This window comes from Sphingobium sp. FW305-3-2-15-F-TSA7, assembly GCF_058787155.1.
On record NZ_JBYSZM010000002.1, the window covers coordinates 179,006 to 192,536 of the forward strand.

The following is a 13,531-nucleotide window of genomic DNA, read 5'->3' on the forward strand; positions in this document are numbered from 1 at the left end:
ACCACCCATCAGGTCAGAGGATTCGAATGAAATGCGGCGGCTCCCGCAGATGCCAGTCGGTCACCGACTGGAATATCCGCCCGACATGGAACAGCAGATGCTCGCTGTTCGGCCGCCCCACCAGTTGCATGCCGATCGGCATCCCGTTCGGGTCGATACCGCAGGGCAGTGCGAGCACGGGTACGCCCAGATAGCTCAGCCACCGCGTCCACCCCGTCATCGCGGCGACACGTTCGAAGGTGCCGGCCAACCGGCGCTCGTCGGTTTCCGCGCGCGACGGCGTCGGGAAACCGAGCGTGGGGACGACCAGCACGTCGATATCGGCCAGGCTGTGCCGCACGAAACGCGCCAGATGCGCCGACCGCTCGCGGAGCGCCTGATGATAGGCGATAGCGGGCACGAACAGGCCACCCGACAGGCGCTTGCGGACATGTTCGGAATAAAGCTGCCGCCGTGACTGGAGTCCGGCCAGGTGGACGGTACTCGATTCGACCTTCTGCACCAGATCGGCCAGGCCATGCAGCCTGGCGATGTCGGGCAGCGCCGCCTCCGTCACCCGCATCCCCGTCGCGGCGAGCGTGTCGATGGCGGATCGCACCGTCCGTTCGACGATCGGATCCACGGGCCGGCCCGCCGACCGCAGCGCATAACCGATGCGCACCTCTCCCTCGAAAGGCCCGGCGGGCGGTCGTGCGGCGATCAGATCGAAGAGCAATGCGCAATCCTCGACCGTGCGCGCGATCGGGCCGATGCAATCGAGCGAAGCCGATAGCGGCATGGCACCTGCGGCATCGACCGCGCCCCAGCTCGGTTTCAGCCCGGTCACACCGCAACAGGCCGCGGGAATACGGATCGATCCCCCGGTATCGGACCCCAGCGACCCGGCGACGATGCCCGCTGCAACCGCCGTGGCCGAGCCGCTTGAGGACCCGCCGGTGATATGGTCGGGGTTCCACGGGTTGCGACAATCGCCAAAGACCAGATTGTGCCCGGTCGGCCCCAGCGCGAACTCCGCCATCTGCAGCGCGCCGAACGTGATCGACCCGGCATCCTCCAGCCGCGCGATCGCGGTCGCCGTCCGTCGGGCCGGCCGCTGCTGGCCCATCCGCGCGCCGAACGAGCAGCGATGGCCGCGCCTGTCGAACATGTCCTTATGGGCAAGCGGTATCCCGGCAAGCGGACCGCTCGCGCCCTTATGCTCAGGCGCCAAGCCGGGTGGTTCCGGACTCTCAATGGGGATCGCCAGATTGAGGACGCTGTCGAGCTCGGCCATCGCGCGGACCGTCCGCGCAAAAAGATCGGTGCGCGACACTTCTCCCGCAGCGACGGCATTGCGGAGCCGGGTTAGCGTCATGCGCCAGCCTCGTCGTCCGGGATCGTCATGTCGCCGACATGCGTGATGATCACCGCCACAAGGTCGAGCGCTTCGCTCCGCACATCCTCACCGAGCTCTTCGACGGCAAGCCGTTGCAGTTCGTCCAGGTCGATCCCGGCCAGTGCCATCTTCGCCTCTCCGCCAGTTCGGGGACGCCCTGCATGCCGTGTTGGCGCGACGCGGGCGTTCTGCGCGCAGATTAGGATCCCGACCATGCGCGAGCAAATAGCGCTTCGTGCAAAGGATCATCTCGAAACGAGATATGCATATCGCCTGATACGCCAGAATTTCATGTATTTCCGAGAGAATCTGAAATACCCTCAATCTCGATTTCCGATGGCATTTGGACATGGTGGGAATGATCGACTTTCGCCAGCTCCGCTATTTCAGGGGTGTCGCAGAGGCAGGCAGCTTCACCAGGGCATCGGCGCGGCTGAACGTCGCACAGAGCGCGCTCAGCCTGCACGTCAGGCGGCTGGAGGAGCATCTGGGCGTGAAGCTGTTCGTGCGCGAGGCCGACGGCGTCCGCCCGACCGTCGCCGGTGCCAAGCTGCTCGATCATGCGCGGATCATCTTCGGCCAGCTCGCACTCGCCGAGCGCGAGGTCGGCGAGGAACGTGCGAACCCGAGCGGAATCGTATCGATCGGGATTCCCTCCGGCGCAGCACGTGTGCTGGCGGGCCCATTGCTCAGCGCGGGCAAGAAGGAACTGCCGCGGATCTCGATCCGCATCGTCGATGCGATGACGGGATATCTCGAGGATTGGCTCACCGATGGCCGGCTGGACCTGGCCGTCCTCTATCGGCCGTGGAACGGCTCGGATCAGGAATCCCAGCTGGTCAGGGAGAGTTTTTACCTGGTGTCGCCCGCACATGAGCGCACGGACGAAGCAACGATCCGCTTCGGCGCGCTCGCCGGACTTCCCCTCGCCCTCCCCTCCGGCAGCAACAATGCACGCGCCTTCATATCTGCGCAGGCAAGCGCGCAGCACCATGACCTGAAGGTCGAATATGAGCTCGATTCGCTCGGCGGCATCCTCGATCTGGTGAAGGAACGGCGGGCGCATGCGATCCTGACACCGCCCGCATTCCTGCAGGAATGGCGGCGAGGCGAAGTCGTCGCCCGGGAGATCGTCGATCCACAGATTCATCGTGCGGTCGTGCTCGTGCGCAACGGCGATCCGGAAGGCAGCGCCTGCGCCGCCGTCGAAGCGGTGCTGCGTAAAACGATACAGGAACTCGTCGCCCTCGGTGATTGGCCGGGCGATCTGCCAAAGAGTGCCTGACGAAAAGGGCTTAGCCCGCCCCATGCTCCTCATCGATCCGCGTCGTGACCCCGGTCGCTACGATGGTGCGGGTCGCGTCGATCGATGCATAGGTCCAGAAGATCGACATAGGCTCTGACGCCGAGACGTTGCGAAAGAAGTGCGGCACACCCGCCGGAATCCAGCTCGTATCGCCCGCAACAAGCCGATGCTCGATCCCGTCGATCGTCGCGATCGCGTCGCCGGTGAGAAGCAGCACGCTTTCCTCGCAATTGTGGAAATGCAGCGGCACCGCCGCGCCGGGATCGAGCGTGGTGATACCGTTGAGCATCTGCGTCGATCCCACGCCAGCGGTCACCAGCGGCGTCGTGCGGATCCCGTTGCCGCGATCCTTCACCGGCAAGGCAGCGGGATGGAGAATGGCGGGTTTCGCGGTCATTGGCGTTCGCTCCAGAGTGTCTTCATATTGGTGAATTCGCGGAGCCCGGCTTCACCGAGTTCGCGGCCATAACCCGATTTCTTGATGCCGCCGAACGGCAGGCGCGGATCCGAAGCGACGATCGCATTGACGAACACCGCACCGGCATCGATCCGCCGTGCCAGCCTGTCCGCGCGCTCGGCGTCTCGCGTCCACAACGATGCACCCAGGCCGAACTCGGTCGCGTTGGCGAGCCCGATCGCCGCATCCTCGTCGGGCACGCGCATGATCGCGGCAAGCGGGCCGAACGTCTCCTCGCAGCCCGCCGCCATATCGGGCGTCACATGATCGATCACCGTGGGCGGATAATGGAACCCGGGGCCGGGACCGGGCGCACCGCCGAGCCGGAGCCGACCGCCCGCCGCCAGCGTGCGCGCGACCTGAGCGTGGAGCGCGTCGCGCAGATTGGCGCGCGCCATCGGTCCGATCTCGACCGTCCGGCACGCCGCGACGAAACGATCGACAAAGGCGTCGGCGATGGCGTCGACCACGATGAAGCGCTTGGCGTTGACGCAGCTCTGCCCCGCATTGATGAAACGCGCCTTCACCGCCGCCTCTGCCGCACGATCCAGATCGGCATCGGCGAGGACGATGAAGGGATCCGATCCGCCCAGTTCGAGCACGAGCTTCTTGATCGCGCGGCCGGCCTGCGCGGCGACGATCGCACCCACCTGCGTCGATCCGGTAAGCGTGACCGCGGCGATCCGATCGTCGGCGATCAGCGTCTCTACCTCGGCTGGATCGATCAGCAGGCTATGGAACAGCCCATCGGGGCATCCCGCCTTGATCATGACCTCGGCGATCGCCAGTGCGCATTGCGGCACATTGGCGGCATGTTTCAGGATCGCGGCATTGCCCGCCGCAAGCGCCGGGGCGAGAAAGCGGAAGACCTGCCACAAGGGATAGTTCCAGGGCATGATCGCCAGGATCGTACCGAGCGGCTCGAACACCACCCGGCCCATATCGGTCACTTGCCGGTCGGCCAGCATGGCGGGGGCCGAACGCGCGTAGAAATCGCAGTTGAGCGCGCATTTCTCGACCTCGGCCTCGGCCTCGGCGATGGGCTTGCCCATTTCGAGCGTGATCAGCCGGGCCAGCGCCGGCTTGCGCGCGCGCAGGACGGCCGCCATCGCGTCGAGCAGCTCCGCCCGCTCCGCCACCGGCACGAAACGCCATGATGCCTGCGCGGCCGCAGCCGTCTCCAGCGCCCGCTCGATCGCGTCGGCGTCATGCGGTGCGAACCGCGCCAGTTCGCGGCCATCGGCCGGATCGATCGAAACGAACATCACAGCGCCCCGCACACCGCCCGGGTGAAATCGGCGGTGCCCAGCGTGCCGCCGATATCGCGGGTCCGGCTCGCCGGATCGGCCAGCGCGGTCTCGACCGCGGCGTCGATCCGCCTGGCCGCCTCCGCCAGATCGGGCCGCGCATGGCGCCGCGCGAGCCAGTCGAGCAGCATCGCGGCGGACAGGATCAGCGACGTCGGGTTCGCGACGCCCTGCCCCGCAATATCCGGCGCCGAACCGTGCTGCGCCTGGGCGACGCAGATATCGTCGCCGGCATTGATCGATCCGCCCAGCCCGAGGCTGCCGGTCAGTTCTGACGCCTCGTCGGAGAGGATGTCGCCGAACATGTTGGTGGTGACGATGACATCGAACATGTCGGGGGTGCGGATGAGCAAGGCCGCCGCCGCATCGACGATCGTCTCCTGCAGCGTCACATCGGGGAAATCCGCCGCCACCTTGCGCACTTCGCGCAGGAACAGGCCGTCGGTGAGCTTGAGCACATTCGCCTTGTGGACGGCATGGACGGTCCGGCGCCGCTCGCGTGCGAGGGAAAAAGCAGCGCGCGCGACGCGGCTGGAGCCGCGCGCGGTGATCTTGCGGATCGCCAGCGCGGTATCTGCGTCGGGCATGAATTCGCCCGGCCCGGCAAACATGTTGCGATCGGCGTAGAAGCCCTCCGTATTCTCGCGCACGATCACCAGATCCATCGGCTTGCGGAGGATCGAGAGATCGGCACGCGACCGGCACGGGCGGATATTGGCGTAAAGCTCGAACACCGTGCGCAGTTCGGCGGACGGATTGATGCCGCCCTCTGCGCGCGGCGGATAGTCATAATGCGATACCGGCCCCAATATCACGCCATCGACCGCACGGATGCGTGCGAGCACTTCATCCGACAGCGTCGTTCCCTGTGCCGCCAGGCTTGCCAGCCCGATCGCGCGTTCCTCGAGTTCCAGTCCGAGTTGAAGCGTTTCGTTGGCCATGCGCAGGACCGATAAAGTCGCGTCCGCGATTTCGGGGCCGATCCCGTCGCCGGGCAGAATCAGGATTTGCATGGCTGTGTCCCTTATGGTCACGGCCAGATGTCATATTGCATTTTAAATTACAAGTGAACAATTTTGGAAGATGCCGCGGAATGTGCCATGGCAGGTGCTGGCGGTTCGGACAGGAAACGGAATGAAGGAAAGGCTATCGGCGCGGATCGCCAAACAGATCGTTTCGCATGTCCGCGAGGCCGGCCTGGCCGAGGGACACCATCTTGTCGCCCAGGACCTGGCCAATCTCTTCAAGGTTTCTCGCGCGCCCGTCACCGCGGCGCTGAAGATGCTCGCCGACACCGGCACGGTCGTCTTCCATCCCAATCGCGGTTTCTTCGTCGCCGCGACGGTCGCCGACGATCCGCCGCCGCCATCCGCTGGCGACGGCCAGGAGGATCAACTCTATTTCACGATCGCCGAGGATTGGCTCTCGGGCAAATTGCCCGCGCGCGTCAGCGAGAACGAGCTGATCCGGCTCTATGGCGCGACGCGGATCCGGTTGCAGGTGCTGCTGGCACAGATCGCCGAGGAAGGCTGGGTCATCCGCCTGCCCGGCCATGGCTGGGAATTCCAGCCGATCATATCGAGCACCAGCGATTATGAGGAAATCTATCGCTTTCGCGCATCGATCGAGGCGGAAGCCTTGCGTCAGCCGGGATATCGGCCGGACACGGATGCGTTGCAGGCGGCACGACAGCAGCAGCGCGACCTGCTCGACGGGCAGATGATGACTTTACCGCGCGACCGGTTGTTCGAGATCAATTCACGCTTTCACGAACTCATCGTCGGCTGGTCGCACAATGGCTTCTTCCTCGACGCGATCCGCCGGGTGAACCGTCTAAGGCGGCTGATCGAATATCGTGCAACGATCGATCGCAGCCGGCTGGGACAGCAATGCCGCGACCATCTGGCATTGCTCGACATGATCGAGCGCGGCCGCAACGACGATGCCGCACGCTTCGCGCACGATCATATCGCCGGTGCCTGGCTCGCCAAGAAGACTCTCCCGCCCGATCGCGATCGATAACGCTCCCGCTTTTCTTGACAGGCTGATGACAGGCGAGCGGCCCTAAGCAGCATATGACAAGGCGGGGCGGTCGACGCACGCGCCAGCCGCCGCCGGGGGAAAAGAGAGAGATGCTGGCAATACTCGCCTTCACGATGGTCGCGACCTTCATGACGTTGATCATGACCAAGCGGCTGTCGGCGGTCGTCGCGCTGATCCTGGTGCCGACGCTGTTCGCGATCGCGGCCGGCTTCACCCAGGGCCTTGGCGACATGATGATCGCGGGCGTGCGCGAACTCGCCCCCACCGGCGTCATGCTGATCTTCGGCATCCTCTATTTCGGGCTGATGATCGATGTCGGGCTGTTCGATCCGCTGATCAAGACGATCGTCCGCATCGTGCACGGCGATCCGCTGCGCATCACCATCGGCACCGCGGTGCTCGCGCTGCTCGTCTCGCTCGATGGCGACGGCACCACCACCTATATGATCACCGCCTCCGCACTGCTGCCGCTTTATCGGCATATGAAGATGGACGTGCGGATGATGGCCTGCCTGATCATCATGTCGGGCGCGGTGATGAACATCCTGCCCTGGGGTGGCCCGACCGCACGCGCCGCGACCGCTCTGCATCTCGATCCGCGCGACGTGTTCGTCGGATTGATCCCGGCCATGCTCGTGACCGCCGTCTGGGTGCTGTTCGTCGCCTATCGCTTCGGCATTCGCGAGCGCCGCCGGCTGGCGCAGCTCCCCGCCGATGCGGTCGACGAGGATGCGACGGGCGAGGAGATCGTGGCACAGGATGCCGGCGACGTCAGCGCCCGGCGCCCGCGCCTGATGTGGGTCAATTTCCTGCTCACCGCGGTGCTGATGGTCTGCCTGATCCTCGGCGTGCTGCCGCTCGCCATTCTGTTCATGCTGGGCTTCGCGCTCGCGATCATGATCAACTATCCCACGCTCCAGCAGCAAAGGGACCGGATCAACGCCCATGCCGGCAACGCCCTGGCCGTGGCCAGCCTGGTCTTCGCCGCGGGCATCTTCACCGGCATCCTGTCGGGCACCAAGATGATCGACGCGATGGCCGCCGCGATCATCGACTGCCTGCCGACCGCGCTCGGCCCCTATATGGCGCCGATCGCCGCGGTCCTCAGCCTGCCCTTCACTTTCCTGATCTCGAACGACGCCTTTTATTTCGGCATGCTGCCGATCCTGGCCGAAACCGGCGCGCGCTACGGCGTCTCGCCGATGGACATGGCGCAGGCGTCACTGGTCGGCCAGCAGATCCACTTGCTCAGCCCGCTGGTGCCGTCGACCTATCTGCTCGTCGGGATCGCGGGAATCGAATTCGGGGAGCATCAGCGCTTCACGCTCAAATGGGCGCTCGGTTCGTGTGTGGTGTTCATGGCGGCCTGCCTGCTGATCGGCATCTTTCCGCTAAGAGCCTGATCGGACGGTTCAGCGGTTGACCGACATCGGTGCATTGTTCTGCCCCATGCTGTTGTTCCATTCCTCCAGGAAACGGCGACGCTTGAGCTGGTCGAGATAGACCAGCAGCATCGGCCCCACCCGGATCGCGCGCGCGGCCTTGGCGTCGGCGCGGGTGCCGGCCGGCGCCGGCACATCGGCGCGCACCGGCGTCATGTAACGATCGGCCAGCAGCCCCTGCCCCTGGCGCGACAGCATGAAATCCAGGAACAGCTTGGCGGCGTCGGGGTGCGGCGCGCTGCGCGGGATGATCGCAATCCGCGACATCACCAGCGTATAATCCTCCGGCATGACCACTCCCACCGCCGGATCGCGCGATTGCCGTTCCAGCGCGTAGGAACCGATGATGTTGTACGTCATCAGGCTGCGGCCGTCCGAGACGCGATCGAGCATTTCGCGGCTGGTCGCATGTTCGGTCGGGCGGGCGCGTCCCAATGTCTCGACGAATTTCCACAGATCGCGATTGGTGTGGAGATCCCAGGTCAGATAGAGGAATCCCGTGCCCGACAATTCGGGATCGTAACAGGCGATCCTGCCGCGATAGAGATCGGGCTTGCCGGCCAGCAATTCGGCGAACTGGGCATGGCTGCGCGGCACCTCGGACGCCGGCATCAGCGACTTGTTATAGGTGAAGACGATCGGCTCGGCGGTGATGCCATAGGCTTCGTTCTTCCACACCGCCCAATCGGGCAGCGCCGCCTTTTCGCGCGAGACATAGGGCTGGGCATAGCCGTCATTCACCAGCTTGATCTGCAGGTCCATGCCCGCGCTCCACAACAGGTCGGCGCGCGGTTTGCCGATCGCACTCTCATGCATGAAGCGGGCGTAGAGATCGCCTGCGGTGATATCGACATAATCGACCTTCAGAAACGGGTATTTGCGACCGAATTCGGCCAGCAAGGGCGCGATTTCCTGGGTATCGGCGGTCGAGTAGATGGTGAGGCGACCATCCTCCCTCGCCCCTTCCTCGATGCGTGCATAGGGCGCCTCATGCGCCGGGATCGAGACGATCGCGGCGCCAAGCAGCAGCAGGATGCGGAACGGCTTGCTCATCATGTGCGGATATGGTCCGACTGCACGCTCTTCTTTCGATGAAACCTGTTCCGGATGCTATACAAAGTGGCGCGGAACAAGAAGGACATAGTCTTGGCAAGAGTTTTGCTGGTTGAGGATGACAGGGCCCTCTCGCGCGGGCTGGTCGGCGCGCTGAGCGCGGAAGGCTATTCGATCGATCCGGCCTATGACGGCGCATCCGCGCTGATGATGGCAAAGGACGAGCCCTATGCGATCATCACCCTCGATGTCGGCCTGCCCGATATTTCGGGCTTCGAGGTGCTGCGCCAGTTGCGGCGCGACGGGTGCAGGATTCCGATCCTGATCCTGACCGCGCGCGATACCGTGGCGGATCGGGTCAAGGGCCTCGATCTGGGTGCCGACGATTATCTGCTGAAACCCTTCGAGCCGATCGAGCTGGCCGCGCGGCTGCGCGCGCTGCTCCGCCGCCCGCCCGGCGATCCCTCCCCCGTGATCCGCATCGGCCGGCTCGAGATCGACCGGACGCGCTGCGTCGCATCGATCGATGGCGAAGCGATCGAGTTACGGCGGCGCGAATGGGTGGTGCTCGAACGCCTCGTCGCGCGGCTGGGCCAGGTGGTGACCAAGGACCGGCTGGCGTCGGAGGTGTTCGGCTATGACGAACCCGTCGCCCCCAATGCGATCGAAGTCTATATCGCGCGCCTGCGCAAGAAGCTGATGCCCCATGGTCCGGCGATCCGGACATTGCGCGGCCTGGGCTATATGATGGAAGCTGACTGACCCTTGGCGTCCCCGCGCCGCACGTCTCTCACCCGGCGACTGCTGTTCGCGCTGGTCGTGCCGATGGCAGGCCTGGCGCTTGCGCTGGGCATTGGCGGGTCGCTGCTGATCAACGACATTGTCGAGCGTGTGAACGACCGGCTGCTCGCCGCATCGGTGCGCTCGATCGCCGAGACATTGTCCGTCGAAAACGGACAGCCGGTCGTCGACCTGCCCCCCTTCTCGCTCGGCATGCTGGAGAATGATTCCCGCGACAATATCTATTACAGCGTCCGCCTCGGCCCGCGATTGATCACCGGCTATGGCGACCTGCCCTCGATCGCGAACGTCAGGCCGGACGAGGGCGACGCCAGTTTCGGCTATGCCGAATATCGGGGAATGCGGGTCCGGATCTCCGCGATCAGGCGCAATTTGCCGAGTTTCGGCGAACCCGTGGTCATCGAGGTCGCCGAAACCCTGGAAGCACGCCGCCAGCTTCGCGAACAGATGATGACCGGGCTGATCGTGCTCGAACTGCTGCTGCTCGGCCTGGTCGTGCTGATCCTGCCCCAGGCGGTCCGCCTCGGCCTGCATCCGCTCGAACCCGTGCGCGCGCATATGGAAACGCGCCGGCCGGACGATTTCGCGCCGCTGCCGATGCAGTATGTCCCGCTCGAACTCGGCAATCTGATCACCGCGTTCAACAGCCTGCTGGCGCGGCTCGACCTGGCGGTCGAGGGGATGCGCCGCTTCACCGCGGATGCGTCGCACCAGATGCGCACCCCGCTTTCCATCCTCCGCGCCCATATCGCGGTGTTGCGCAGCGCGGGCACGAACAGCGATCAGGGCAAGGCCTCGCTCGCCGATATCGAAGCGGCGACCGACCGGCTGCAACGCCTGCTCATCCAGCTTCTGGCGCTTGCCCGTGCGGACAGCATGCATCCGGCCAAGGGCATTTCACCGGCGCCGGTCGATATCGTCGCGCTGACGCGCCGCATCGCCGCCGAACAGGCGCCGCTGGCATTGAAGGCCGATGTCGAACTGATCTTCGAATGCGATGCCGACACCATCGTCGCCGACACCGTCGAAAGCCTTGCCGTCGAACTGATCGCGAACCTTGTCGACAACGCCGTCCATTACAACGAGCCCGGCGGCGAGACGCTGATCGAAGTCCGCCATCATGCCGATGGCGTGCTGGTCAGCATCGAGGATGACGGCCCGGGCATCGCCGCCGAAGATCGCGAAGCGGTGTTCACCCGCTTTCGCCGGCTCGATCGCGATCAGTCGCGCGCGGGAAGCGGCCTCGGCCTCGCGATCGTGAAGTCGCTGAGCGACACGATCGGCGCGCGCGTCACACTCGACGACCCGCGGCGGCACAAGGGGCTGCGGGTCGAAATCCTCTTTGCACGGAAACGCTGACCCTTCCCCCGGCTCTTGCGACAGCTTGGTGTCAGGCGACGCGAATAGCGTTCACGGCACGCAACGCAGGCTGTCGGTGCGCACCGAAAACAACAAATGACCATCGCCTCGGCGCAGCCCCGACACGCAGAGCGATGGCGTAAAAAATTGGGGATGTTTCGTTGAAGCTGCTTCATTCCATCTGCGCCGCGACGGCGCTGGCGCTGGCCGCCGTCCCGGCCCTGGCCGATAACGGCCCGCTTTACGTGCTCGACCATGAAACGGCGCTTCCCAGCACCAACACCGACTGGGACTATAGCAAGCTCGATCCGGGCGGATCCCGTCTGTTCATGGCGCGCCGCAAGGACGGGCTGGTCGTCTATGACGTGGACAGCCATCGCCAGATCGCCGTCATCGAGAATTCGCTGGGCGCCAACGGGCCGCTGCTGCTGCCTGCCTATAATCGCGGCTATGCCGCGATGACCGACGGAAGCCTGCTTAGCTTCGACCTCAAGACGCTCAAGCTGATCGATCGCGTGAAGCTCGCCGAGGACGGCGGACTGAACGGCGCCATGTACGATGCCGCGACCCGCCAGCTGATCGTGGTGACGGGGCAACGCCCGCAACACTCCACCTGGTATCGGATCGATCCCGCGACCGGCAAGCTGCTGGGCACCAGGACCTTCCCCTTCACCAAGATGGACGATCCGGCGAGCGACGGGCGCGGCAATCTCTTCGCACCCGCCCGCTACGACAATGTCATCCTCAAGCTCGATGCCAGGACGCTCGAGGAAAGGGCGCGCTGGACCGTCGGCGATTGCGTTCAGCCGACCGCGGTCGAATATCAATCGCACAGCAACCGGTTGCTGGTCGGATGCCGTGGCGACAAGGCGGTGTTTCTCGCGATCGACGCCGACACCGGCCGGATCGTCGCCACCGTGCCGATCGGCCGCGGCATCGATGGCCTGGCCGTCGACGAGAAGCGCCACCGCGTCCTCACCTCGAACGGCGTCGATGCCAATCTTTCGGTGATCGAGCAGACCGGCGCCGATGGCTATCGCCTGCTCGGCAATGTGATGACGCGTCCGAACGCGAAGATCATGCAGATCGACGAGCGCGACGGACGGCTGTTCATCGTGACCGCCGATCACAGCCTGATCGCCGGCCCCGATGGCGGCCCGCCAACGCCCTATTATCACCCGAACCGCTTCACCGTCCTCACCTATGCGCCGCGCTGAAGCCGTGCGAAGGTTCGACGCGATCAGTCGCCCGGATAGGCGAACTTCAATCGCAACCCCGCGACCAGCGCGTTGCGGCGCGTGGGTTCCCAGCCGGGGTTGATCACATATTGCACATCGGGCTGAACCGACAGATTCGGCCCGATCCTGTGTTCGTAGCTCAGTTCGATCGCGGTCTCGGCCCGATCGAGCGGCGCCGTCCGACGCGCGTCATTGCCCAGCCTGGCATGCGCAATGGCGGCGCCGAACCGCGAACCGTCCACGCCCCAGGTAAGGCCTCCCCCCAGATAGCGGCCGATCAGGTTCACGCGATCATCGGCGATGCCGATGCGGATCCAGCCGTCGAGCTTGTCGGCGAGCTTGCCTTCGACAAGCGCATATGCGCCCCGGCTGGCGCGCAGCTTTTCAGGCGTTCCGCTGAGCGTGTCGAAACGCGACGTATAGGTCCACAAGCCGAGCTGGAAATTGGCATCGGGCGCCAGCTTCACATCGGCCTCGGCAACGATCAGCGCGCCGCGCTGGCCGGGAAAGCGGATCACCACGTCGCGCGGATCGACATGCGATCCCGCAATGGCATCGAACGCGCCAAGCCGCAGCGTATAGCCCGGCCGTTCGGATTTGATCATGAAGCCGATCGAGGTCGCCGGGAAGATCGACGGGCCGTTGACGCCGGACTGCGAGAATTCGGGGCCCACCCCATGCGAACTGTTGATGAAGAAGGCGCCGACATCCTGGACGTCGAATTCGGTGTTGAGGTCGATCAACCCGCCCTTGACCGACAGGCCGCCCTTGCCGACCGGCACCGACATCCACGCCTCGAGCAACCGCAATCCGCGCCGCGCCTCGACATTGCTCACGACCTGCGCGTCGCCGACATGCCGACCGGAAAATTCCGGCCCCTGGGTGAACATCAGATCGGCAAAGCCGGTCACGCCGTCGAGCCCGATGGCATTGCCGTCGAACTCGGCGGTCAGGTCCGCGCGACCCATCCAGTCGAAACCACGATCCTCGCCGCCGTCGATCAGCCCGAAAAGATCGGTGACATAGCTGCCGCCGAGCTTGACCGGATCCTCACCCTCGTTTGCCCGGGCGGTTTCGCCGACAAGCGCGAGGCCGGCGGCGCACAGGCAATGTTGCAGTCCAAACCCACGAAGCATCAGGCATATTCTCC

The 13,531-nt window shown here is 65.1% G+C and carries 13 protein-coding genes; 6 read left to right on the forward strand and 7 right to left on the reverse strand.

What is annotated here, in order from left to right; all coding sequences use genetic code 11:
- Positions 1–13: 13 nt before the first annotated feature.
- Positions 14–1,354 (reverse strand): amidase, encoded by a 1,341-nt coding sequence (locus tag AC3WN8_RS02135; protein WP_492667725.1) that lies wholly within the window; start codon positions 1,352–1,354, stop codon positions 14–16.
- A complete protein-coding gene (locus tag AC3WN8_RS02140) occupies positions 1,351–1,503 on the reverse strand; it encodes a hypothetical protein (RefSeq protein ID WP_492667726.1) in 153 nt (50 codons plus the stop codon). The genes AC3WN8_RS02135 and AC3WN8_RS02140 overlap by 4 nt, the downstream gene beginning before the upstream one ends.
- A gap of 230 nt (positions 1,504–1,733) precedes the next feature.
- Between AC3WN8_RS02140 and AC3WN8_RS02145 the strand changes: the two genes are divergently transcribed.
- Positions 1,734–2,660: a LysR family transcriptional regulator gene (locus AC3WN8_RS02145; RefSeq protein ID WP_492667727.1), complete on the forward strand. Its 927-nt coding sequence runs from the start codon at positions 1,734–1,736 to the stop codon at positions 2,658–2,660.
- A 10-nt stretch (positions 2,661–2,670) separates the two neighbouring features.
- Here the strand turns inward: AC3WN8_RS02145 and AC3WN8_RS02150 are convergent, their stop codons facing one another.
- From AC3WN8_RS02150 to AC3WN8_RS02160, 3 genes are read right to left on the reverse strand one after another with little or no spacing between them, the layout of a single operon-like run.
- Entirely contained in the window at positions 2,671–3,078 is a 408-nt protein-coding gene (locus AC3WN8_RS02150; protein WP_492667728.1) for a cupin domain-containing protein, read from the reverse strand.
- The gene (locus AC3WN8_RS02155) at positions 3,075–4,403 is read right to left on the reverse strand and encodes an NAD-dependent succinate-semialdehyde dehydrogenase (RefSeq protein WP_492667729.1); all 1,329 of its coding nucleotides are present in this window, start codon (positions 4,401–4,403) and stop codon (positions 3,075–3,077) included. Before AC3WN8_RS02155 ends, AC3WN8_RS02150 begins: the two co-directional genes overlap by 4 nt.
- Entirely contained in the window at positions 4,403–5,458 is a 1,056-nt protein-coding gene (locus tag AC3WN8_RS02160) for an isocitrate/isopropylmalate dehydrogenase family protein (protein WP_492667730.1), read from the reverse strand. The genes AC3WN8_RS02155 and AC3WN8_RS02160 overlap by 1 nt, the downstream gene beginning before the upstream one ends.
- Before the next feature lie 121 nt (positions 5,459–5,579).
- On the opposite strand from AC3WN8_RS02160, the gene AC3WN8_RS02165 reads away from it, so the two are divergent.
- Entirely contained in the window at positions 5,580–6,467 is an 888-nt protein-coding gene (locus tag AC3WN8_RS02165) for a GntR family transcriptional regulator (RefSeq protein WP_492667731.1), read from the forward strand.
- Positions 6,468–6,577: 110 nt separating this feature from the next.
- The gene (locus tag AC3WN8_RS02170; protein WP_492667732.1) at positions 6,578–7,891 is read left to right on the forward strand and encodes a CitMHS family transporter; all 1,314 of its coding nucleotides are present in this window, start codon (positions 6,578–6,580) and stop codon (positions 7,889–7,891) included.
- Positions 7,892–7,900: 9 nt separating this feature from the next.
- On the opposite strand, the gene AC3WN8_RS02175 is transcribed toward AC3WN8_RS02170, so the two are convergent.
- Entirely contained in the window at positions 7,901–8,986 is a 1,086-nt protein-coding gene (locus AC3WN8_RS02175) for an ABC transporter substrate-binding protein (protein ID WP_492667733.1), read from the reverse strand.
- Positions 8,987–9,076: 90 nt separating this feature from the next.
- Here AC3WN8_RS02175 and AC3WN8_RS02180 point away from each other — a divergent pair, with 90 nt between their 5' ends.
- The 3 genes from AC3WN8_RS02180 to AC3WN8_RS02190 all read left to right on the forward strand — a co-directional run bounded on the left by AC3WN8_RS02180 (position 9,077) and on the right by AC3WN8_RS02190 (position 12,360).
- Positions 9,077–9,745, forward strand: a complete 669-nt coding sequence (locus AC3WN8_RS02180; protein WP_492667734.1) for a response regulator transcription factor — start codon at positions 9,077–9,079, stop codon at positions 9,743–9,745.
- A gap of 3 nt (positions 9,746–9,748) precedes the next feature.
- A complete protein-coding gene (locus AC3WN8_RS02185; RefSeq protein WP_492667735.1) occupies positions 9,749–11,143 on the forward strand; it encodes a sensor histidine kinase in 1,395 nt (464 codons plus the stop codon).
- 161 nt (positions 11,144–11,304) lie between these two features.
- Positions 11,305–12,360 carry a YncE family protein gene (locus AC3WN8_RS02190; protein WP_492667736.1) on the forward strand — a complete coding sequence of 352 codons (1,056 nt, stop codon included), beginning with the start codon at positions 11,305–11,307 and terminating at the stop codon, positions 12,358–12,360.
- A 23-nt stretch (positions 12,361–12,383) separates the two neighbouring features.
- Here AC3WN8_RS02190 and AC3WN8_RS02195 read toward each other — a convergent pair whose 3' ends face one another.
- Entirely contained in the window at positions 12,384–13,517 is a 1,134-nt protein-coding gene (locus AC3WN8_RS02195) for a carbohydrate porin (RefSeq protein WP_492667737.1), read from the reverse strand.
- Positions 13,518–13,531 lie beyond the last annotated feature (14 nt).